General features: G+C 43.2%; 18 protein-coding genes. 6 read left to right on the top strand and 12 right to left on the bottom strand.

Features of this window, described 5'->3' with window-relative positions; genetic code table 11:
* On the top strand, positions 1 to 7,245 hold a 7,245-nt coding region (locus OH459_RS23045), incomplete at its 5' end, for an RHS repeat-associated core domain-containing protein (protein ID WP_269989003.1).
* Between the two features lie 58 nt (positions 7,246 to 7,303).
* Here OH459_RS23045 and aqpZ read toward each other — a convergent pair.
* Entirely contained in the window at positions 7,304 to 8,002 is a 699-nt protein-coding gene (gene aqpZ / locus OH459_RS23050; RefSeq protein ID WP_009698545.1) for an aquaporin Z, read from the bottom strand.
* Positions 8,003 to 8,222: 220 nt separating this feature from the next.
* Entirely contained in the window at positions 8,223 to 9,482 is a 1,260-nt protein-coding gene (locus tag OH459_RS23055; RefSeq protein ID WP_005452078.1) for an amino acid permease, read from the bottom strand.
* A 315-nt stretch (positions 9,483 to 9,797) separates the two neighbouring features.
* Between OH459_RS23055 and OH459_RS23060 the strand changes: the two genes are divergently transcribed.
* From OH459_RS23060 to OH459_RS23070, 3 genes are read left to right on the top strand one after another with little or no spacing between them, the layout of a single operon-like run.
* A complete protein-coding gene (locus OH459_RS23060; protein WP_005452076.1) occupies positions 9,798 to 10,178 on the top strand; it encodes a RidA family protein in 381 nt (126 codons plus the stop codon).
* 14 nt (positions 10,179 to 10,192) lie between these two features.
* Entirely contained in the window at positions 10,193 to 11,470 is a 1,278-nt protein-coding gene (locus tag OH459_RS23065) for an L-cysteine desulfidase family protein (RefSeq protein ID WP_005452073.1), read from the top strand.
* Positions 11,471 to 11,499: 29 nt separating this feature from the next.
* Positions 11,500 to 12,156 (top strand): helix-turn-helix transcriptional regulator, encoded by a 657-nt coding sequence (locus OH459_RS23070; RefSeq protein WP_005452072.1) that lies wholly within the window; start codon positions 11,500 to 11,502, stop codon positions 12,154 to 12,156.
* Here the strand turns inward: OH459_RS23070 and OH459_RS23075 are convergent.
* On the bottom strand, positions 12,153 to 12,401 hold the full coding sequence (locus OH459_RS23075) for a YkgJ family cysteine cluster protein (protein WP_005452071.1): 249 nt from the start codon (positions 12,399 to 12,401) through the stop codon (positions 12,153 to 12,155). The two genes, OH459_RS23070 and OH459_RS23075, sit on opposite strands and share 4 nt — an antisense overlap.
* Positions 12,402 to 12,622: 221 nt before the next feature.
* Between OH459_RS23075 and OH459_RS23080 the strand changes: the two genes are divergently transcribed.
* Positions 12,623 to 13,060: a YcgN family cysteine cluster protein gene (locus OH459_RS23080; protein WP_005452070.1), complete on the top strand. Its 438-nt coding sequence runs from the start codon at positions 12,623 to 12,625 to the stop codon at positions 13,058 to 13,060.
* A 63-nt stretch (positions 13,061 to 13,123) separates the two neighbouring features.
* On the opposite strand, the gene OH459_RS23085 is transcribed toward OH459_RS23080, so the two are convergent.
* Positions 13,124 to 13,375: a GlsB/YeaQ/YmgE family stress response membrane protein gene (locus OH459_RS23085; RefSeq protein WP_005452067.1), complete on the bottom strand. Its 252-nt coding sequence runs from the start codon at positions 13,373 to 13,375 to the stop codon at positions 13,124 to 13,126.
* Between the two features lie 325 nt (positions 13,376 to 13,700).
* On the opposite strand from OH459_RS23085, the gene OH459_RS23090 reads away from it, so the two are divergent.
* Complete coding sequence (locus tag OH459_RS23090; protein WP_009698542.1) at positions 13,701 to 15,392, top strand: mechanosensitive ion channel family protein; 1,692 nt, start codon at positions 13,701 to 13,703, stop codon at positions 15,390 to 15,392.
* Positions 15,393 to 15,454: 62 nt separating this feature from the next.
* Here the strand turns inward: OH459_RS23090 and OH459_RS23095 are convergent, their stop codons facing one another.
* The 8 genes from OH459_RS23095 to rlmA form a co-directional block, all read right to left on the bottom strand.
* Positions 15,455 to 15,739, bottom strand: a complete 285-nt coding sequence (locus OH459_RS23095) for a putative quinol monooxygenase (protein WP_005452063.1) — start codon at positions 15,737 to 15,739, stop codon at positions 15,455 to 15,457.
* A 25-nt stretch (positions 15,740 to 15,764) separates the two neighbouring features.
* Positions 15,765 to 16,160, bottom strand: coding sequence for a VOC family protein (locus tag OH459_RS23100; RefSeq protein ID WP_239923308.1), 396 nt, complete (start codon positions 16,158 to 16,160; stop codon positions 15,765 to 15,767).
* A gap of 83 nt (positions 16,161 to 16,243) precedes the next feature.
* Positions 16,244 to 16,540, bottom strand: coding sequence for a ribbon-helix-helix domain-containing protein (locus tag OH459_RS23105; protein ID WP_029790484.1), 297 nt, complete (start codon positions 16,538 to 16,540; stop codon positions 16,244 to 16,246).
* A gap of 139 nt (positions 16,541 to 16,679) precedes the next feature.
* Positions 16,680 to 18,257 carry an alkaline phosphatase gene (locus tag OH459_RS23110; protein WP_005452058.1) on the bottom strand — a complete coding sequence of 526 codons (1,578 nt, stop codon included), beginning with the start codon at positions 18,255 to 18,257 and terminating at the stop codon, positions 16,680 to 16,682.
* A 174-nt stretch (positions 18,258 to 18,431) separates the two neighbouring features.
* On the bottom strand, positions 18,432 to 20,330 hold the full coding sequence (locus OH459_RS23115; RefSeq protein WP_005452055.1) for a BCCT family transporter: 1,899 nt from the start codon (positions 20,328 to 20,330) through the stop codon (positions 18,432 to 18,434).
* 121 nt (positions 20,331 to 20,451) lie between these two features.
* Positions 20,452 to 20,811 (bottom strand): hypothetical protein, encoded by a 360-nt coding sequence (locus tag OH459_RS23120; protein ID WP_005452054.1) that lies wholly within the window; start codon positions 20,809 to 20,811, stop codon positions 20,452 to 20,454.
* Between the two features lie 196 nt (positions 20,812 to 21,007).
* The gene (locus OH459_RS23125; protein WP_269989004.1) at positions 21,008 to 21,955 is read right to left on the bottom strand and encodes a ChaN family lipoprotein; all 948 of its coding nucleotides are present in this window, start codon (positions 21,953 to 21,955) and stop codon (positions 21,008 to 21,010) included.
* A gap of 83 nt (positions 21,956 to 22,038) precedes the next feature.
* Complete coding sequence (rlmA, locus tag OH459_RS23130; protein ID WP_005452052.1) at positions 22,039 to 22,881, bottom strand: 23S rRNA (guanine(745)-N(1))-methyltransferase; 843 nt, start codon at positions 22,879 to 22,881, stop codon at positions 22,039 to 22,041.
* Positions 22,882 to 22,890: the final 9 nt, after the last annotated feature.

Here is a 22,890-nt window from a genome sequence, read left to right on the forward strand (position 1 = left end):
AGTTGGCTTGGTTTAATAATTGTAGGTTTATCTACGCCAGCGATATCTCAAACGATAGGTACCTTACCTGGAGAGTTATCGATAGATAAAGGTGTTGCGTATTATCAAATTCCGCTTACATTCCCTAGTGGTAAAGGGGGAGCGACTCCCAATTTAGCGATTAGTTATTCAAGCTCTGGGTCGACAGTTTCGTCTCTCGGGTCAGGATTTACACTTAACGGACTATCTTCAATAAAGAGGTGTGGCGATCATCAAGCAATTGAGGGAGTTACAAGCTCTGTAACCTATAGTCTAACTGACAATTTTTGTTTAAATGGTACGCGTTTGATTGGGAAAGAGGGCGTTGTAGGGAAGGACGGATCTGAGTACCGCTTACACATAGATGATCAGTCAAAAATAACATTGAATGGCGATTCAAATACAAAAACAAGCTACTTCGTTAAGCGTGATAAAAGTGGTGCTGTTGAAGAGTACAGATATCACAATATTTCTAAAAGTTGGTTGCTGAGCTCGTATCAAATCCACCCAAAAGCAAAGGGTATTTCCTATAACTATGATGATTTAGGTCTATTATCATCGATATCTTATGATTCATTTAAAATCAATTTTATTTATAGTGTTGTCAATAATTCGATACCTACAAAACATTTTAAGGTAGATGGAAACATCTATAAGTCTAATTTTAACCTAATAAGAATTGAAACTAATGTAAATAATAAAGTTAAGAATTATTATCAATTAAGTTACAATGAATTAACAAAAGGTTTTGGTGCTACTTTTATTGACAATATTAAATATTGTGATGCAACGGATAATTGCTTACCAGCTACGAAATTTAATTGGAAAGAACCTAAAGGCCCTGTCAAAGGTCAGTCATTCTTTGGAGAAGAAGTCGTCAACATTGATTTTGGTCACTGGGGAGATAGCAGTATCCCCAGTAATTGGGGCAATTCCAGCCGAAGCTGGTGGGTGGACATTGATGGAAATAGTGTCGGTGACTTTTGCAAGACTGATGCTCATGGATTTACATGTCATATGGATGTTTCTCAATCAAATGTTGCTCGAACCTACAATATAAGTAACTGGGGAGATGAATATGGTCATTGGTGGTTAGATATTAACGGTGATAGTAAAACAGAGTTTTGTCGTATCAATGATGACAAACTACTTTGTGACGCTTTTCATTCAAATAATACAACGACACAACTTTCTTGGGGTGTGTCGAACTCTGGCATGAAGGACTTCCGTTGGTGGAGGGATATGGATGGTAATGGCGTACCTGAGTACTGTCGTCGTATAGGTGATGAACTTCTGTGTAGTGAACCAAAAGAAGATGGCGAGTGGTCTGATTCAGTGCACGTTCGGGGCATAGAATGGGGGCAAATTAAAGACACTTATTGGACTGATATAAATGGCGATGGTGGTAGTGAACTCTGTTCTGTCAAAGGGAAAACGATTAAGTGCACTTCTTTTTCGGGCAAAGATCTAGTTCAAAAAAATGTTAACTTTCCAATTAGTTCTGTAGGGGAGCCTGATTCCCGTTGGTGGGTTGATGTGAATGGCGATAATGCCATCGACTTTTGTCGCATGACGGATAGTGATGCTAGTAAAACGGTTAATCTAACTTGTTCTCTTGGTTCTCTTGGTTCTCTGGATAAATTCGAAGATGACATCGAGTTTGTCAAAAGTGATGATTGGACCGGGGAACTAGGGAGCGTAGATAAACGTTGGTGGCTCGATTTAGATCAGGATGGTGTTATAGATTTCTGTCGTGGCGTCGGTAACAAGGTCCAATGTGTCAACGCTTATAAGTACCAATATGAATTTGATGTTGATAATTGGGGAATTGGTTTTAACTCATTCATTGATTTGAACCAAGATGGTAAGTTTGAGCTCTGCAAAAAGAGATCCAACCGTTTAGAATGTCAGACTACTGCTCAGAGCAACCACCCTCAATTACTGCTTGAAAAAGTGACTAATGGTCTAGGACATGTTTCTTCAGTATGGTTTGGTCCATATGGCAATCATACGCCTACTGACTCTTTTAAGTCTGTTGATTCTGGTCTTTTTAACTTACCAGGCTCTTTCCCTGTAGCTTATCGTCTCGAGACCGACAACGGACAAGGAAAAAATAACTACTTGTTCCTGTATGGTCCTGCAAAGCGCTCTAAAGATGGTTTAAAACAAAATGGTTTCGAATGGATTCGGCAGCGAAGTTTTGTTAATGAAAAAAACACTCTCAACCAAGAGTTTCAATTTAATACAGAGTTTCCTAACTCAGGCACATTGAACAAGCAAATCGATTACGTTGCAAATGGACAGAAGTGGTCAAATAATTGCGGTGATTGTAGTTTGGATGATTTTTGGAACTTTAGAGAGCTTACTAAAAGATCAAAAGCTGAATTTGAATTTAAGACGATAAAAAAAGAGCTAAGTGCTACGCAAGTCGTTAAAAATCTCCAACAGCTGTCTTCTGCAGCAGATAAGCATTTAACAGGTTATAAGCTTATCGAATATAAGGGGCAAAAATATGCAGCAAGCGCTGACAAATTTGTCCCTGTTGGCGGTTCAACGCTGATACCAATCATGATTCCTTCCACAGAGTTTTCTTTGGTTGAGGAACGAACAACGGCACTAGAAGACCAAATACCAGTGTGGTCCATGACACCAGTATCGGATGATTTGAATCGCGAGCTATCTACATTATCCGGTCAAGCTCGATTCGTGAAGGCGATCACAACTGCAGAATACGACGAAATCGTCGAATGGATTGAAACTCCTACAATCGGTAACACATTTGCATTTTACACCTCAGAACGAAAGGACTACCAATACTCTGAAAGTGGTGAACTGCTAAGTACAGTTACCGTAGAGCAGAGTGATGTCGATACATTTCTCAATGTTGGTAAAGTTCAAACGACAACAACCGGACTTAATCCGATTACCGGTTATAGTGACACGTTTGTTGAAATTACCCAAAACGTGTATGTAAATAAGGTAGATACTTGGTTAATCGGGTTGCTCGATTCGACTAAAACAACTTACATTCACAGCGATGGTAGCACGATATCTCAAGAGGCTACTTTCAAATATGACAATGAAACTGGTTTGTTGCGTGAGCACACGACACTACCAAATACGCCATATTCAATGGTTACCCTCAAAGAGCGAGATGGAAACGGTATTGTTACTAAAGAAAGCGTTACTGCGACTAACGGGGGGAAATTAGAAACTCGCTCGACTTCCTTTAAACATTCCTACGTAGGGAATAGTGTTGTAACCGAGGTGACAAACCCTGTTGGACACGTCTCGTCTCAGACTGTTGATCTATTGTCAGGAGTAATTGTAAAAGTTGATGAAAATGGTCTTTCTACTTCGACAAAACTCGATGGTTTTGGTCGAGAAACCGAGGTGTCTGTTGTAAACACTTCTGTAAAATCTGAGATCAGTCGCTTTCCTGCGGGAGATAGTCGTTGCTTATTCGATGTTAACAATGCGAGTTACTGTGTTATCAATCAATCGAAAAACTCAGGCAAGAAGATCAGCTTTTTTGACTTTTTAGAAAGAGAAGTGAGAAGAGCCTCTTTATCGGTAAACGGTAAGTGGGTGTTCGTTGATTCTGGGTATGATGCATTTGGCAATTTAGTCTCTGCTTCAAAACCTTATTACCAAGGTGATATTCCTCAGTATATTGTCACTCAGTACGACAAATTAGGAAGAGTCATATCGATAAAAGAACCTGGCCCTGCAGGCAAAGAAGACAGCTGGATTTCTTATTCTTACGATCCTTTCACTGTAACCAAAACGGACGCTAAAGGTCGAGTTTCTAAAACCTTTACCAACGTATTAGGTTGGGAGATTGAGAAACAGGAGCCGAACGGTGGCAAAGTTATCTACGACTTCTATGCCAATGGAATGTTGAAATCTGCTATTGCGTCAGAAGGAGAAACAGTTCGTACCGAGTACAATATTCAAGGCAATAAATCTTTAGTAGATGATCCAGATCTAGGTTTGTGGACTTATGAATATGACGGTTTTGGTCAACTTGTTAATCAAACTGATGCGAAAGGTCAAAGTACTCATTTTGCTTATGACAGCCTAGGTCGCAAAGTCGCTGAGAAAATAGAATCAAAAGTTAAGCAAATTGAGAAAGAAGTAACACACATCACCACAAAGGCATGGTTTTACGACAGAGTGGATGGTCGCGTCTGGTTAGGAGGATTACTAAAAGCAACTGTAGATGGAGAACTGGTTAAGAACTACTTCTACAACGATATGGGTTTACTGAGACGTGAAGAGACGATTACTCCAGAGCACACATTCGCACGAGACTTAGAGTATGACTCTAACGGGCAACTAATTCGAGAACATAGACCTAACAAGTTTACTCTAAACTACACCCGAGATGCTTTAACGGGTATTAATACGGAAGTTTGGGGAGATATTTCTCAAGCTCAAGTTAATTACACTGCAGCTGAATATCGCAGCGTGATTGAACCTCTAATCAATGAAGCCCTAAATAAAGCGAAAGATTATTTAGTTAAAATAAAAGATCTACAAGAGCAGCAATTCTTCTACAAGCGACGTAAGGAAGAGTATCAGAAGCTTAAAGATCAGCTTATCTCATTTGACGGAGTGGCTGAAAATGAGGCATTTGCGCGCCAAATGAGGGCGGAGCTACATACTAGACCATTGCATATGTACACAAGTGAGTATGGCGAGCGTTATTTCAAAGTTTCCCCAAGGACAGTGGTGGTCTCTGGAAATGGTTTGATACCTGTAGTTCAGCAACCTAACTTCCATCTTAAGATTGAAGGTAACTTATTAAGAGAGGTAAGCCTTGATGAATGGGCTGCTTTTGAAGCAGGGTTGACCAATCAAAACCAAACTGCGTACTACGGCAACTATTCTGATGATGGAAGTATAAGTTTAGCGACATTTGATTTGGAAAGGGACGATCCGCTATATGATCAAAGAATGCGTCAAATGTTTGATGAACTCAATTCACTTTCAAAAGAAGTGGATAGGCTTGAATATGTGCAAGATACAACCGAATTACGTGTAAATAGCTATCTTTTAGCTGCAGAACAACTAGTAAAATTAGTTAAGCAAGTCAAGCTTGTTTCACAGAAGTACAATAACCTAGCTGTGGAATCTGAAAATGAGTCAGATGCACTAAGTTCCCTCAAAGATGATAACCCAGATGCTGGACGAATTTCGTACTGGAAGCTCAACGATATGGACGCCGAAGGTCGAATTACATCAGAGGTTTTAGGGAATGGCTTAGTTAATAGTTTCGATTATCATGAGAGTAATGGTCAACTACTCAATATATACACTAGGCAAGGTTCCATGTTGCTGCGTGGCGTTCATTACACCTACGACAGAATGGATAATGTGCAGAGTCGCCGAGATCTTGTTAATGATATACAAGAAAATTTCTACTATGACGATCAAGACCGACTAACAGACTACCATTTGTCTGGTATTGGTGCAGCACATGCTGAGAATCCGTTATTTAACAAAAAGTATTCCATGTCTTATGCTGCGAATGGCAACATCAAATATAAGTCTGACGTTGGTCATTATATCTACGCAGATCCGTTACACAAGCATGCGGTAACTCAAGCTGGGGATAATAAATATCGCTACGATGCAAACGGAAATATGCTATCTGGCGGAGGGAGAACAATTGAATGGACAGGTTTCAACAAGCCTTCACGTATTCAGCAAGAACAAGGCTGGGTTGACTTTAAATATGATGAGTCGAATCAGCGAGTCAGCAAGCGTAGTAGCGATGGAAGCAGAACTTGGTACCTCGGTAAGTCCTACGAGTTAAAAGAGCTAGCATCTGGGGATATTCAACAAACTCAGTACATTTATGCTGGAAATGGTCTGGTCGCTGTAAATGTGAACTCATTGAAGACTGATGGACAAGGAAGCTATGCATCTGTAGATCGTCAAATTCGTTACAGCCATACAGATGCGCTTAAATCGGTTGATATGGTAAGTGATATGTGGGGGAATATTGTTGACCGTAAGCTATATGACCCTTGGGGCAAAGAGAGAGCGTTTACTTGGAAAGCTGACAATGTGTTGTTACCTCAACCTGTATTGTTGAATCGTGCATTTACAGGGCATGAGATGCTTAATGAAGTTGACTTAATCCATATGAACGGTCGTTTATATGATGCAACGCTAGCACGATTTATCAGCGCTGACGTTTACATACAAGCTCCTGATAATAGTCAATCATTCAATCGATACAGTTACGTTCTCAATAATCCTCTTAAATACAACGATCCTTCTGGTCATTTCTTTAAGAGAATTAAAAAAGAACTCAAACGTCAATGGAACGACGTACGAGAGTTTACCTCTCGTTACTCGAGAGAAATCGTCGGTATCGTTGTTGGGATTGTCGTCACTGTCGCCAGTGGTGGTACGTACAGTGTGTTGCTCGCCGATGCTGGTGCAAGTTTCTTCTCTGCAGGGTCTCTTACTAATGCCATTGCAGCCGGTGCACTTGGTGGCGCCACTGGTGGGGCTGTAACCGGTGGGATCATTAGTGAAAGCTGGAACGGAGTTGGCAAAGGGGCTGCGATTGGTGCAATTACAGGCGCTATCGGAGGTTACAATAGCTTTAAACCAACGAGAGGATTTGCACATGCAGCCACGAAAGTAAGTGTCGCAGCTGCTGGTGGTTGTGCTACAGGTGAGATCGCGGGTGGTTCATGTGAAAAAGGTGCGAAATTTGCCGCATTATCACAAGTGGTCGTGCTTAGCTTTGAGTACATGAAAAATGTTACGGACCGCTATAAGCTCCGGTCTTGTGAAGTTGTTAACTCAAGTTCAGTCTGTAAGTATAATGTTGATGGTGAATTACTGACTGATGGTACTCGTGGTAGTAAGCCTATGTGGAGTGAGAAGCCTACTCCGACTTTATTTACAGAGGGAGGTATGGCACCGGAGGCTTCTGGCGCTCACCTGTATAATGAGAATGGACTCATAGGACGCTTCATTAACAAAGTATCTAAGGTTCATGACTATTTTAATTCAGATGTATCTAGGTTATTTGGTTTTCATGGATATGATCAGGTAACGGGACTCTGGTTAGAAGGGGGGACAATGTACAACCATTTGTTCCAAGCCTATAGTTTCTCAGGGATGCTGCCTGCCGCTATATTTACGGGAGGCGCACTAGTCGCACCATATCCTATCTATCCTTATTCACAATTAGGAGATTAGGAAAAGACAAAAGCCGCTGAATTCAGCGGCTTTTTTGATCTTGCGGTTTGATAATCAATTAGTCGTTTGATTCTACACCTAGAAGATTCTTATAGATAAGCGCACCTAAGATACCACCAACAATTGGTGCTACCCAGAATAGCCAAAGCTGAGAAACCGCCCAGTCGCCAACAAATACGGCAACACCAGTACTACGCGCAGGGTTAACGGATGTATTCGTTACAGGGATACTGATCAAGTGAATCAGGGTTAAACATAGGCCAATCGCGATAGGTGCAAATCCCTGAGGAGCACGTTTGTCGGTCGCGCCCATGATCACGATAAGGAACATCATTGTCATCACAACTTCTGTTACAAGTGCTGCTACCATTGAGTACTGACCTGGAGAATGTTCACCGTAGCCATTTGATGCGAAGCCAGAACCAACTACATCAAAGCCAGCTTGACCTGTTGCAATAACGTAGAGCACACCGCCTGCAATCACGCCACCAATCACTTGTGCGATGATATAAGGGATAACGTCTTTGGTATCAAAACGACCGCCAGCCCATAAACCGACTGTTACAGCTGGGTTTAAATGACAACCTGAGATATGACCAATCGCAAATGCCATGGTGAGTACGGTTAAGCCGAACGCAAGAGAAACACCTAGTAGACCGATGCCAATATCTGGAAAGCCTGCAGCTAATACCGCACTGCCGCAACCACCAAGCACTAACCAAAAAGTACCAAAAACCTCTGCCATGTATTTATTCATGTTGTTTCCTATTTCGGATTTAGATTACCCGCTGAACATAGTAGAGAATTGTCAGAAAAGTGTGATTCGAAGCACGGAAATTAAGCGAATAACCAGATCGGCGGGTTTTTGTCTCAGATATGAAACGAAATACTCTATGAAACGAAATACTCTATGGAGTGGAAACGTAGAGAACCTCGGTCATCATCATGAAGACGAATAACCGAGGTGAGAGGAAGGGTTAACTAAATGCGATGAAAGGTGAGATACACAGTAGAATACCTGTCGCAATGATTAGGTAGAGTGAAGCACCTTTGTATTTATGCAGTGAAGGAACTTGATACACCAAGTACGCAGGGATCAAACAACCAATCAAACCAAAGATCGGGCTACATATTGAAGTAAAACTCAATACTGGCAAGTTCAACACGATAGCGCCCCAAGCCATCAAAATAGCAAATAGAATGATGCCTTTGGTTACCAAATTACGGTTAATCTGCTCTTCAGGCATGACTTTCTTAAGAGCCAGCATTGCAAGACCTTGGCAAGAATCGCGGAACCCTAGGTACACCCCAAAGAACGCCGTCATAACAGAGAAAATGTTCAACATTAAGCTAAGCAATTTCAATGTTGTCCCGTCCATACCCTGTGCGACCATCGCTAATGCAGAGATGTTCTCTTCAGCTGCTTTTACTGCTTGATCGTGAGACATCGCAAGGGTGAACGAGATTGCATAGAAGAACACGGTGACAAACAGAATACCGAAAGCAATCTTCATCGCACGCATCGCTTTAAAACGCGCAACCTCAATTGATTTTTCTTTAGAGCGGTAAGAGATAACCATTGGGCTCAAGCTTTGAATAAACAAGATTGAAGTAAGAGTGAAGGGCAATAGTTCAATGGCGTCTTTCAAACCTGCACCTGCCGCAGGTACAGAGCCGACGTTAGCAAAGTCCCACTTTTCAATCATCATCACGCCAAGTAAGGCAACGGTACATAACTTGATCAAAACCAGACCAGTGCTCACTTTAAATAAGATCTTTTCACCACGTGACGCGATGGCCACTAAAGCACAAACTAAAGCAAGACCATACAGCGGGTTTTCCGACAATAGCCCCTTAGTGATGCCAAAGCTATGTAGGAAAGAGGCTGAGTCATTGTTGATTGCTGTGGAGTAAACGAACACCCAAATCACCAGCATGATGAAGTAGAGTATCCCCAACAGAGCCCCCCATTTATTTCCTAGGTACCCTGAAATGACACCAGCGTAGTCTTGGCATTTTGGTGACGTCGATAAGGTGTTAATGAATAATCGTTGGAATAAGTACATGGCAGGGTAACCAATAACTGCCGAAGCAAGGAATACCCAAATGCCCAGTACACCAACTTTTACAGGAAGAAAAACAATACCAGCACCGATTGCCATGCCGATACTCATGATCACCCAACCCCAGTCTGTGCTGTCAAACTTGGTTGCGGCTTTCCATTCTTCTACGGTCATTCCCGCCTTAACGTGAGGCGGCTCTTTGGTTATTGGAAGAGTTTGTGTAGGTACAGTAACGCTCATTGTCGTTGTCTCTTTGTTAGTATGAATTTTTCTCAAATCTATTTGAGAAAAAGAACAACAACAATTTTTTTGTGGAAAATTCAGATAAATTTGAGATCTCGGCAAAAATACTCAATAAAATCTGAAAAAAGATCGATTTATGTGATCTGAAGTAGTTGTTGTATTCGCATATAGTTGAAAGAATAGCTTTGAAATGAAAACTTACTTAAGAGTTTTCTTATTAAAATTAAAAATTATGTGAGGATTAAAATGAAAGAATTGATTACTTCAGAGCACGCTCCAGCTGCTATTGGCCCTTATTCGCACGGCACTGCTTACGGAGACTTGATTTTTACGTCTGGTCAACTGCCAGTTGATAGTGCAGTAGGCAAAGTAGTTGAGGGGGGCATTACTGCTCAGAGTCATCAATCTTTGACGAACCTAAAACACGTCTTAGAAGCAGGCGGTGGTAGCATTGACACTGTTTTGAAAACAACTTGTTATTTGGCGAACATCAGTGACTTTGCTGAGTTTAACAAAGTCTATGCTGAGTTCTTTAATAAAGAGTGTCCTGCGCGCAGCTGCTTTGCGGTAAAAGATCTTCCGCTAGGCGTATTGATTGAAGTTGAAGCGATTGCTTGCAAAAAGTAATACGGAGAAAAAACATGAATCAGCAATGGAACCAATATATCCAAATCATTAAGCAAGTTGTAAAACCTGCACTCGGATGTACAGAACCCATTGCTGCTGCATACGCGGCAGCAGTTGCAAAACGTGAGCTTGGATGCCAGACCCCAGAGATGATAGAAGTCCGTGTCTCTGACAATCTATTTAAAAACTCAATGGGAGTTTATGTCCCTGGAACCGGAAAGATTGGTCTAAAGATTGCCGCATCTGTAGGTGCGTTGGCCGGCGACCCTAATGCCGAATTGGAAGTTCTTGCCCATATTAATCAAGACAATGTGACTGCTGCTCAACAACTGATTGATGAAGAGCGCGTTAGCGTTGCACGCATTGATACCCAAGAATTCATCTTTTGCAGCGTCACCATGGCTGCTGGAGAAGACACGGTATCAGTGACAATCAGTGGTGGACACACCAACATTATTCAGATCACTCACAATGGCAAAGTGACATTTGATGCGCCTCAACAGCAACGAGTTGCAACTGGGTCTGTTTGTGAAGGTGTGGACATCTCTATCAAACAAATCTACGACTTTGCACTTAAAGCGCCTTTTGAAGAGATCAAATTTATCCTACAAGCGGCCGAGCTCAACAGCTCATTAGCGCAAGAGGGTATCGATAATGGTTATGGATTGGAGATCGGTCGTACATTAAAAGGTAATATTGAGCAGGGGTTGCTTGGTAATGATTTGATGAGCCGTATCCAAATGATGACCTCTGCCGCCTCGGATGCACGTATGGGGGGAGCTACGCTACCAGCCATGAGTAACTTTGGCAGTGGTAACCAAGGTATTGCGGCTACTATGCCAGTGGTCATTGCAGCAGAGGTTTTCCAAAGTACTGAAGAGCAATTAGCTCGTGCGTTAATCATGAGTCACTTAGGTGCGATTTACATTAAATCGTACTACCCACCGCTATCGGCGTTTTGTGGTAATACCGTCACCAGCGCCGCAGCTTCCATGGCGCTAGTATATTTGGCGGGAGGTTCGTTTGAACAGTCATGTTATGCGATTCAGAACGTGATTAGCGATAGTTCGGGCATGGTATGTGATGGGGCGAAATCGTCCTGCGCGATGAAAGTCTGCACTTCCTCTACCACCGCAGTACGCTCATATTTGATGGCTATGGGTAACCACAGCGTGAAGAATCAAGGTATAGTAGGTAACGAAGTCGAACAAACGATTAGAAATGTAGGCTCGATGGTTAGACTCGGTATGCCGTATACTGACAAATCTATTATCGATATTATGTCAGCCTAGCCTCAACGTTTTTGCTAAGGGAAGTAACATTGCTGCTTAAGAAACTCACTAAAAGTGATTTAGATATTTTGAATTCAATGAAGAACGTCGTGGATGGTATTGCACGCATGTATGGTGAGCACACCGAAGTCGTTCTTCACAGCCTTGATGCGGAAGCACCGGAAATTATCAAAATTGCCAATGGTCACATTACTGAACGTGGTGAAGGTGCACCGATTACCAACTTAGCAAGAATGAAGCTGTTAGAGGGCAATGACGTTTCAGACTCGTATTTAACGAAAACGGCGAGTGGAAAGACCTTGCACTCCATTACCACGATAGTTCGCAACCCTAAAAATAAACCGATCGGATTGCTGTGTATTAACGTGGACATGGACGTACCAATGCAAGATTTCTTGCGTTCAATTATGCCGCAACAGCAAAACGAATGTTGTACAGGAGCGCGTTCACCTGAGACATTCGCGCGTAATATTGATGAGACCATCATTAGTACGATTGAAACTGTTCAATCAGAAGTGTGGATGAATGAAGCGATCACACCATCCAAACGTAACCGAGAACTGGTCACCCGTTTGCAAGGGCTGGGTATTTTCAAATACAAAGATGCGGTTTTGATGGTGGCAAATCATCTCGGTATCTCACGCGATACGATCTACCTGTACCTAAGAGAGCTGGGGAACGATTAAGTGAGTTGCTCTAATTCTGTAATGTTGTTTAACGCTTCCTGATTTGTTTTGCCACACACAACCGGACATGGTTTGAAGTCGTGGCAAACTTTCGGGCGTTCTGGTTTTCCGAACAGCTTACACAGATTATCGTCATTTAATTGGATACAACGTTCACCTGCTGGTTTGCCATTTGGCATGCCTGGAATCGGGGAAGAGATGCTCGGTGCAATGCAGCATGCCCCACAACCTAATCGACAATCCATCTTAAAGCCCTCGTAAAAATGAAGGGGGCATTATGGACATTTCTCGCCAGATTGGAAGAGGCGCGCGTAAATTCATCGCAATATGATCGCATTGCTAAATGCGAACAAATCTTACTCAATATTCCTATCACTTCACTCACACCGTAAAACTTGAATTTTGATGCCCAGAGGGGTATAAAACGCACCCAATTCATTCCCACTCAGTAATAAGTAGTAAGCGTATGAGCACTCCATTTTGGCAAAGTAAATCGTTAGAGAACATGACAGAAGAAGAATGGGAATCTCTCTGTGATGGGTGTGGCAAGTGCTGTCTACACAAGCTAATGGATGAAGATACGGACGAAATTTATTACACCAATGTTGCTTGCAGTTGGCTGAACAGCAAAACGTGTTCGTGCAAAGATTACCCGAATCGTTTCACTTCAGGGGAAGAGTGCACCAAGCTAACACGTGAAGATATTGATGACTTTACTTGGCTACCGCACACTTGTGCCTACCGTTTGCTCGCAGAGGACCAACCACTACCAGAATGGCACCCACTGATAACGGGTTCCAAGTCAGCCATGCATGCTGCTGGCGAAAGTGTTAGAAACAAAGTGGTGTACGAGATAGACGTGGTGGACTGGGAAGACCATATCTTAAATCACCCTAATCGATAATATCGGAATAAAAACAAGCCTTTCATGTGAGTGAAAGGCTTGTTTGTTATTGGGGGAAATCGCCTAATTTTTCAAGAAGCGGTTGTAGACAAACAACAATACAAACGCGCCTAATGTGGCGGTGATGATGCTGCCGATATTTACGCCATCAGCACCGCCCAGCCCGACAAAGCTTCCCAAGAATCCGCCTACGAAGGCACCAGCAATGCCCAACACCATAGTCGCGATCCAACCGCCGCCATCATTGCCTGGCATCAGCCACTTAGCGAGTGCTCCGGCTATCAAGCCCAGAATGATCCAAGATAGAAAACCCATGATTTCTCCTTATTGATGAAACAATTAGCGTTCACTCCGTTCAATCATAGTCCATTCTTACTCAGGTGCTGTATTTGTGGCGACGGTGATGCACACCTAATCTTCAGTTTGTATCAATATCAACACAATGGAACTTGTCATAGGTTTGATCTAATAGCGAATAAAACGGAGTAAATAATGGACATTGATTATGAATTTTGACGCTTAATTTACTAAATGCTGCTCGGTTTGCGAATTCGTGTTGTAAACTTAGAGCATCTAATTTCAAGGATTTACATTCCATTTCTCGATCGTGTTGATTGGGATTGTCTCTTACGAGGTAAAAATGACGTTACTATCTCCCCTTAAAGTGCGTTTGACCCCATGGTTGGTTTTAATGGCTCTGCTGACTCTGACAATGAGCCCTTTCATTGTACAAGCTACGGAAAGCGTTGAGACCACAGTAGATATGCCAAAAGTTTCTGCAGCAGAGAAGGCTATTGATAATATTAACCGAGACATTCTCGACTTATCTGAAAGTTTAAAGTTAGCTAGTGGAGACGAACGCGATGCACTTCAACTACAGCTTTTCCAGAAAAACGAAGAACTGAGAAGTCGTCTCGCTACTGCGATCAGTAATAAGTCCATTCCTCATGAGAAGTTGATTGAGCTCGTACAAACTCAAGAGAAGTACTCAGAAGGTGCCGTGGTTTATCTCGATGACAAAATCAAAGCGCTGAATGAGGAAATCAATAAGTCAAAAGACGAAGATAAGCTTTCTTTAATCAATAGCTATCGTGAACTGCAACAGTATTTGGATGTGAGTTATGAATCGAGTTGGCAAAATTTAAACTGGTTGAAGAAGTTAGACGTTCAAGACGAAGATGCTGATGCTGAGTTTAAAGAGGGCGTAGATAAGCGTATGCGTCTGCTATCTGCGTCTATCGAGTACCTCAACCAGCAAAGCGAAATCATCGGTTCACAAGTCTCTTCCAGCCCAGAATCTGAAAAAGCGTCTTTACAACTGAGCCAACTGATCCTTAAACAACGCCTTAATATTGCTACCGATAGCCTTCGCAAATTAATTTCGATTGGTGACAAAGTAGGGCTGGAGACGTCTGAGTATAAACGTCAGATATTTGAAGTGACAGGTAGCATCACCCATGATCTTCTGAACTCAAAAGTCATTCTGTCTATCCTGAGTCATTGGTCGAACTCTGCGGTAGATTGGTTCGCGGAGAATGCGCCACAGCATGTTTTCCAGCTTTTTGTCTTTGCCCTGATCTTATTGATTGCTCGTTCATTGGCGAAGTTAACCCGAAAAGTCGTGAGTAAAACGGTAGCCTCTAAGAATTTGAAATTGTCGCATTTGATGCAAGATTTCTTTATTTCGATGTCGGGCAAGGCGGTATGGATCATCGGTATCATGGTCGGTTTGTCTCAAATCGGTTTAAACCTTGCTCCAATCCTAACTGGTTTCGGTATCGCCGGTGTGATCATTGGTTTTGCCCTACAAGATACATTATCGAATTTTGCGGCAGGCATGATGCTGCTGATCTATCGCCCATTTGATGTTGGCGATTTCGTATACGCGGGTGGTGTTGACGGTAAGGTAAGCCACATGAGTTTGGTGAATACTACGATTCGTACATTCGATAACCAAATTATCATTGTGCCAAACAGCAAGATTTGGGGCGATGTGATTAAGAACGTGACGCACGAGCGTATTCGTCGAGTTGATATGGTCTTTGGTATTGGCTATGCCGATGATCTGCTAAAAGCAGAAGAAGTTCTGAATGATATAGTCACGTCTCACCCTTCAGTGCTTCGCTCACCAGAGCCAAACATCAAGGTTCATACGCTAAATACATCATCGGTTGATTTTATTGTTCGCCCTTGGGTGAAAACCGACGATTATTGGGATGTGTACTGGGATGTGACAAAAGAAGTGAAATTGCGTTTTGACCGCGAAGGTATTTCGATTCCTTTCCCGCAACAAGATGTTCATTTACATATGGTCGACAAGAAAGACGCGTAACTCTCTCAACAGAAACTAAAGGCACTCACTTGAGTGCCTTTTTTATTTTTGTGCTTTAACGCTTATAGCTCTTCAAAGAAGGTGATTTTTGGCTCACTAGCTAGTAAACCATCGATAGTACTAAGCAGAGCTTGGAAATGTTCAGTATTACAGTGTTGGTCAAAAGCCGCTTGGTCAGCAAATTGCTCTTGGAACAAAAATTGGCAAGCGTCATTTTTGTCTTGGAAAAGTTGGTAACGCACGCATCCTTCTTCATTACGAGTTGGCACTAACATAGCTTCTAGTGCCTGCTTAAGTGTCGATGTGTGTTCTGGTTTTGCGTGAAATGCAGCAGTTAAATGAATCATAGTTATGTTTACTTCTTTGTTGTTATTAAAGGTAACGACCTTGTCGTTGTAAGAATTCGATTTTGTAACCGTCAGGATCGGTGACGAAGAAGAAGGTTGCTAAGTGTTTTTGCTGATGGTCAAACACCTTGATATCACTTGCCTCAATATCAAGTGATGTTAAGCGGCGGTGTACGGCTTCAATGTCTTCAACACTCACCGCAAGGTGACCATAACCCGAGCCGTGAGTGTACGGTTCGCTTTGGTCATGATTGTGAGTCAGTTCAAGTTCGAACCCTGTTTCTGAGTTCGCTAGGTAAGTAAGAGAAAAGCCGTCGAATACGTATTGGTCTTTGATTTCTAGCTCAAGTGCGTCGCGGTAGAACTTAAGAGAACGCTCCAGATCGCTTACGCGGATCATGGTATGAATTATTTTTGTCATGAGTACTCCTTAATCGTGCGCCTAGACTAGTCAGTTTCGACGCGCAATGGGTAGTACTCAGGTACGACAATAAAATGCAGGGATCAGTGTTGCTCGCTCAAAGCTCTTTCAATCGTTGCCTGAGGTTGGCGGGCGTATGTGAGGCAAGCGCAACGAAGTAGGGAAGCAAAGTTGTTGACTTCACCGTTGTGTTCCAGCGCTTCTTGGTAAACAGTGCTGATGAATTTTGGTACCGTCATGTCTTGTGCTGAGGCAATTTCTTCTAGTGTCAGCCAGAAACTTGATTCGAGCTTCACACTGGTTGCATGACCATCAATTCGAATCGAACGGGTCACAAACTGATAATTTTCCTGGGGCTGTTTGGCAAATATTTCACACATAGCATTGGTCATTTTTATAAATATTTGGCAAATAGTGGAGCGCGAAGCGCGAAGCGTCAACCGTTTCAATGTAAAAAAACGCCCTCAAACGAGGGCGTTGAAGTTTCATCAGAAGATGAAAGTAAGTGCAGAGCGGAAATTATTTAATTTGTTGAATGAGGTATTCGCCCAGTTGTGAGTGATGCATGATCTTTGATACTGGCAGGATGGTACCCGCAGGTCCCCAAGCGAATACATTGACCGGCGTATGCGTGTGTGTACCCGTTCCCCACACTGTATTTTGTTTGGTCGCTTGTTCTCGAGCCAACAAGTTTCCGCGATCGTTGTATGGGAAAAAAGCATCAAAATCATTGATTGCTGGAACATTCTCTTCACTCAGGTACTTGTGGCTTGCCAGTCGGTAAGGGTTTGGCTTACTTGCCAATACGCGCTCAGCTTGCTCCGGAGTAATGGCAAAGTCGCTACTTGCATTCACGATTTCTGCTAACTTTTCTGGTGTTTGCTGCGCTTTATCGAGTTTTTGGAACTCGCTGATCATACCGTAGTAGCTTTGTTTTTGATTGTAGAGTCCATCGAGAATGTCAAACTGACCAAAGTTGAAGTTTGGTGCGTAATCACGCTTAGCAAAAGCTTCGCCACTGCGCTTTTCTGGTTTAGGAAGGTTTGCTGAGGAGTAGCTGAAGCCAAAAGAGCCTGTTTCATGGTCGGCAGTGACGATTACTAGCGTATCTTCACGACCTTTCGCCCATTCATAAACGGAATTGACGGCTTCATCAAATTTGATCAACTCATGAAGCATGGTACCTGCATCGTTGCTGTGACCTGCCCAGTCAATTTGACCGCCTTCTACCATTAAAAAGAAGCCATCTTTGTCTTTTGATAGCACATCCAGTGCTTTTTCTGTCATCTCTTTAAGGGATGGTTGGGTGCGTTTCGGGTCATTTTTGCTATGGCTGTAAGCAATGCCATCGTTCATTCCTGAGTAAGCAAATAGACCAAGAACTTTTTCTCCTTTAGCGTTTTCTAACATGTCGCGATTAAACGCTAAGCTGTAGCCTTGCTGTTGCGCTTCTGTCAGCAAGTTGCGCTCATCTTTACGCTTTGATTTTAGGTAAACATCGCCTTGGGTGAGCTTTTCAAGTTGCTTATATGTGTCGCCTTTGTCGTTGGTAGATTTTGGGATCCAATGACGAAGACCGCCAGAAAGCATGACATCAACACCCGTCTCTAGCATGTCGACGGCGATACTGTTTTCTAGTGAGCGGTGAGGTTGGTGCGAGGCGAAAGCGGCTGGGGTCGCGTGCGTCATTCGAGTGTCGGAAACAAGACCTGTCGCTTTACCTTTTGCCTTAGCTTTTTCTAAGATCGTTTCAACGTGGTTGCCTTGACTGTCGATACCAATTACTTCAGAAGCGGTTGGAATGCCAGTGGCAAGCATGGTTGCAGAACAAGCAGAATCCACCACAATGGCATCTTCAGGGTTGGTTAACGATGAACCAATAACACCTTCCTGTGCCAGTTTATAAAGTGCGGTGGTTTCGCCTTTGTAGATTGAATTAGGTGCATGATTCGCGTAGGTCTCAAGCAAACCGACTTGTTGAGGTCCCATACCATCGCCAATCATTAAGATAACGTTTTTGATCTCTGCCGACAGAGCGCTGAAAGAGAGCGTAGATGCCGCCACTGCTGTGACGATTGGGGTCGCTAAGTGCTTCATTGTATATTCCTTATTTATAAAAGCGCTCGAATTACAACAAGGATTTATGACAAAAATACTACCGTCACAAAAGATTCATATGAGATACACAGGCGCATACTACGTCAGATACAAAAAAAGCTCACCGAAGTGAGCTTTGAGTTATGTTTAGGAGTTGAAAGTCATGGGCTAAAGCTACACTGCGTAAGAGGTACTTTGGGCCACGATTTGATTAAACTCGGCTCTGGATTGCTGGGCAGTTTCCGATAACTCGAGTTTTCTCTCTTTTGCCTTCATCACATTATCCAATAGGGCTTGCAACTCCTCTTGCATATCCTGCGGTAAGTGATGATCGGCAAAATCATTGTCGTCGCTATGTTCAAGAGCGAAAGCACGGATGCGTTTACGCAGTGTCATCAATTGTGCCAGTGCGTCACGCTCTTGCTCCGCGGCTTCTTGAGCGGCGTCTCGTGCGCGTTCAAACCTAGCCATTGCCATCCCTTCTGTTGACCAAGGATCAAACTCTGGTAGCTCTTCAATATTAATGGTTGGTTCGATGTAATCTTCCTGATGTCGAATATCCAATGTTGTCGCTCGAACAGCCGACACCATGAGCATAATTGAGATGCCAAGTAGAGGTAAGCCTCCAACAATCGCCGCTGTTTGTAAGGTGCTTAGTCCCCCCATAAACATCAGAACAGTAGGCAGGAAAGACAACGTAAATGCCCAGAACATTCGGTTCCAACGCATTGGCTCCTCAGTGACGTTGTTTTGTACAACAGAGGCCAGAATGTATGAAATCGAATCAAAAGTCGTCGCTGTAAAAATGATGCACAGCAAGGTAAATACAGCGATAACAAAATAGCTCATCGGTAATGCATCAAGCATCGAGAATATCGCTGCTGTAGCGCCTTCGGCATTCAAAATGCCGACGACATCGAGTTCTCCGGATAACTGCAAAGACAAGCCGTAGTTACCTAAGATCATGAAAAATAGGAAGCACCCCAGTGAACCAAAGAAGATGGAACCGGAAACCATCTGCTTGATGGTACGACCGCGAGAAATGCGAGCGACAAACAGTCCCATACTTGGAGCGAAGACTAGCCACCACGCCCAGTAGAAGATAGTCCAATCTTGTGGGAAATGTGTGTTGTCAAAAGTGCCGTATCCACCAAATGGCTCTGCCCATGTCGCCATAACAAAGAAGTTAGATAACATACGACCAATCGAATCTAAGCCAGTCTCCAGCATGAAGATGGTTGGTCCTACTGCCAACACAAAGGCTAGTAGTCCCATCGCTCCCCAGAAGTTAATGTTGCTTAGTACTTTGATGCCTTTTTCCATGCCTGCGTAAGAGGAGTAAGCAAAGATCGCAGTACAGATCAGCAATACAAGCACTTGACTGTAAGTATTTTTAGGCATGCCGAAGAGGTAATGCAGACCTTCTCCGATCAAAGGTGCAGCTAAGCCTAAACTGGTTGCTGCGCCGCCAAGTAGACCGAAGATAAACAGTACGTCAACAATCTTGCCAGCGGTACCTTTGCTGCGTTCTTCGCCAAGTACTGGCATCAATGCACTGGAGACTTTCAGTACGGGTTGTTTTCGTACGTAGAAGAAGTACGCAATTGGTAATGCAGGAATAAGGTAGATGGACCAGGCAATTGGTCCCCAGTGGAACAGACCGTAAGTTGCAGCCCAACGTACAGCTTCTTCGCTACCAGGCTCTAGTTGAAACGGAGGAGATTGGTAATAGTATGCCCACTCGATACAGCCCCAATAGAGGATACTTGCCCCGATGCCGCCACAGAACAGCATTGCGGCCCACGATGCCGTGGTGAATTCTGGCTTTTCATCAGGATCGCCTAACTTGATTTGGCCCATGTCGCTAAAAACGACATAAATCATGAAGATAAAAGCGGCAAGCCCTAGTGCAAGGTATAAGAAACCGAGCTTGTCAGTCATAAAGGTTTTAGCAACGGCAATCCATTGTGCACCTTCAGCCGGAAACAAAATTAAAGGGAAAACAATCGAAAGGAGCAGCGCAATAGCGCCAAAAAAAGTGGGTTTGTCTATGAGCGAAAATGCGTTTTTCACAGTTCATCGTCCGTTAATGAATAGTTTTCCATTATGGACTTGGACAAAAAAAGCGTTCAAATGAGGTTACTTATCGTAACGAAAGAAACTCTTGTTTAACCTGATGCTAAACGGTTAACGCCTACACAAGAGCTAAGATGATACCACCAACCGTGAGGGCTGCTGAAAGATATTGACCTGCTGAGTAAGAGCCATCTTCCTCTTCTTCGATAGTGTGAGGATGGTCCATACCCAGCGCTCCATGAGCAAAAGATTCGACTTTGTCGCCAACGGTTTGGTTTTCGAGTTCCGCTTTCTTGCTTTCATGATCGATTTGCTGAAGCGCAGCGAGTAGTGCTTTCCCTTCACTAGAGAGTGACACTTTATTTTGCTCAATCTTTAATGGTGCGCCATCGGTGATTTTTTCGCTGGCTTTCGCTTGTTCAACTTTATTTTGTTGAGCAGCGTATGTATTGACTGAATTGCTTCCTACTGGATTCATCTGTTACCCCTTCGAACAACGACACTCTCTGATTGAGTGCAGGTAAAAAGCAGTTATCTTTATATCGACGGCAATAGATATATCTTGAATCAATCAGAAAAAAATAGGTCTGTTTTTGCCGCTTCTTAGGTATACAAACCAAGTTGCTTGCAAAAAGCAGACCTGTTTCTCTATATCGGTTGTAAGATGCTTCTGATTACTTACATTGAAGGTCACTGTTGCGTGTTGCTAGGTGCTTGTACGCTGCCATTCGGTTGGCATCTTGTACATAACGCACTGGTGGAGAAAGTACTTCTAGTTGGTAATCCGAACTTTCCGAAGTAACCTCTTCTGTTGGGGTAATAACAACGACTTTTAGGTCTGGGTTACGGCGTAAAATGGAAGCAGCAGTGCCCAAACCATCTTCTGTGTGGAACTTACCGGCTACATGCACGACTTGATTGTCAGGGTGTTTTGCAAGGTATTTGACGATCGAGTCCGCCATCGTTTCATCCCAAGTAACCTGAGCGGCGTATTGTTTCTCTGTTTGCTCTGGTTTGCCATGGTGCATAGATGCCATGAACTTTTCTTTGTATGGGCTGTTTGCCGTATTTACTTCATCAGCGATGAAGCTGCGCTCGTCACTGTCGAGCTTATTTAGGTAATCTGCACCCTGACGACCGATACAGCGAACGATGTTCTTCGGTGCGTTTGCTGCGATCACAGGAATATCGGCTTGCTTAGCAAATTCCACCAAAGGACGGTAATCGCTTTCGTAGTTCGGCCATGCGTTGCTCTGCTTCATGAAGTACTGCTCGCCAATCTCTCCATCAAGGTAAGCGTCTAAGATAGCTTGTTTGTCGCGAGTAACTTGTTCCATTGAAAGTGCTATAGGACGGTCTGTCTTTGACAGCTGTTTGAGCATATCTGTTTGAAAACGATGGATACCTGCGTGAGTGTGCCATTCACCAATTAAAATAACGTCTGCTTGTTGTAATTCAGAGGGTAATTGGTTGATTGAGATGGCTTTACCAGCAGGGTCATGTAGCTGGTAGTCATAGAAACTGGTTACGTCACCAGTTATCGCGTCAGGAGCGGTGGGTGCGTTTGAAGCACAGCCAGTTAGCAAGCCTGCAAAAATCAGACTTAGTGTAGAAAAGCGCATTAAAAAGCCTCCAAAAATGTCCGAACGATATTAATGGAGGCTGATAAATGAATCAATAGTAATGAGAATAATTAGCGTTACATTTATTCTTCGGTACCTGCTTGAGTCGTTTTCTTACGGTAGACACGCAACATAAAGTCAGCCTCACATTGGAAAAGTGTAGATGACTTTAGCTCGTCACGAAGTTCATCGCTGGCTTTCCATGCGAATGGTGTCATTTGCAGTAAATCGAATGCGACGCCATCTTTTAAGTCCATGGTGTAGTTCAGCTTCTGTTGGTGCTCTAATTCGAAACCTTCGATGTGCTCTGGCTCTTCATTGTGCAGGCGAACTTCTTGATAAATGCGCTCGCGGAACTGATACAAGTGGCGACCCGCTGGCGTCACAGTGATCACCACACCATTGTCTTTGATAACACGCTGCAATTCTTCTGCTTTGCATGGTGCATAGATGCGCAAAATAGCATCCAGAGACCGATCTGCATATGGTAGTCGATGGCTTGATGCAACACTGAAATCGCAATGTGGGTAGCGTTTAGACGCATAACGAATAGCGACTTTTGAGATATCTAACCCATAGACATTGGCGTTTTCATCTTGTGCATGTAATGAGCGCTGAACTTGGTCTGTGTAGTAACCTTCACCACAGCCAATATCCAATAACTGATGACTTGTACCTTGAGTATAGGTTGCACAAAGACGAGCGACTTCTTGGCGCATTGGGTCGTAATGATTTCCCTCAAGAAAGCGACGACGCGCCTGCATCATCTCTTTGTTGTCACCTGGATCTTTTGAGCGTTTGTGGTGTGCTGGCATCAAGTTTACGTAGCCTTCTTTCGCTAGGTCGAATTGATGATTGTTTTCACATTTAAACGTCTTTGCGGTGAGCTCAAGAGGTTGATGACATAGAGGACATTGATAGTTCATGACGATCTC

This window comes from Vibrio sp. MM46 (genome assembly GCF_027587135.1).
Lineage (GTDB): Bacteria > Pseudomonadota > Gammaproteobacteria > Enterobacterales > Vibrionaceae > Vibrio > Vibrio harveyi.

Excerpts from the sequence above, each read along its gene's own strand:
- OH459_RS23065 (WP_005452073.1), top strand. The coding sequence starts at position 10,193 with ATGAATCAGCAATGGAACCAATATATCCAAATCATTAAGCAAGTTGTA.
- OH459_RS23110 (WP_005452058.1), bottom strand. The coding sequence starts at position 18,257 with ATGAAGCACTTAGCGACCCCAATCGTCACAGCAGTGGCGGCATCTACG.
- OH459_RS23055 (WP_005452078.1), bottom strand. The coding sequence starts at position 9,482 with ATGACCGTAGAAGAATGGAAAGCCGCAACCAAGTTTGACAGCACAGAC.
- aqpZ (WP_009698545.1), bottom strand. The coding sequence starts at position 8,002 with ATGAATAAATACATGGCAGAGGTTTTTGGTACTTTTTGGTTAGTGCTT.
- OH459_RS23090 (WP_009698542.1), top strand. The coding sequence starts at position 13,701 with ATGACGTTACTATCTCCCCTTAAAGTGCGTTTGACCCCATGGTTGGTT.
- OH459_RS23080 (WP_005452070.1), top strand. The coding sequence starts at position 12,623 with ATGAGCACTCCATTTTGGCAAAGTAAATCGTTAGAGAACATGACAGAA.
- OH459_RS23095 (WP_005452063.1), bottom strand. The coding sequence starts at position 15,739 with ATGATTCATTTAACTGCTGCATTTCACGCAAAACCAGAACACACATCG.
- OH459_RS23085 (WP_005452067.1), bottom strand. The coding sequence starts at position 13,375 with ATGGGTTTTCTATCTTGGATCATTCTGGGCTTGATAGCCGGAGCACTC.
- OH459_RS23075 (WP_005452071.1), bottom strand. The coding sequence starts at position 12,401 with ATGGATTGTCGATTAGGTTGTGGGGCATGCTGCATTGCACCGAGCATC.
- OH459_RS23105 (WP_029790484.1), bottom strand. The coding sequence starts at position 16,540 with ATGTGTGAAATATTTGCCAAACAGCCCCAGGAAAATTATCAGTTTGTG.
- OH459_RS23120 (WP_005452054.1), bottom strand. The coding sequence starts at position 20,811 with ATGAATCCAGTAGGAAGCAATTCAGTCAATACATACGCTGCTCAACAA.
- rlmA (WP_005452052.1), bottom strand. The coding sequence starts at position 22,881 with ATGAACTATCAATGTCCTCTATGTCATCAACCTCTTGAGCTCACCGCA.
- OH459_RS23125 (WP_269989004.1), bottom strand. The coding sequence starts at position 21,955 with ATGCGCTTTTCTACACTAAGTCTGATTTTTGCAGGCTTGCTAACTGGC.
- OH459_RS23060 (WP_005452076.1), top strand. The coding sequence starts at position 9,798 with ATGAAAGAATTGATTACTTCAGAGCACGCTCCAGCTGCTATTGGCCCT.
- OH459_RS23100 (WP_239923308.1), bottom strand. The coding sequence starts at position 16,160 with ATGACAAAAATAATTCATACCATGATCCGCGTAAGCGATCTGGAGCGT.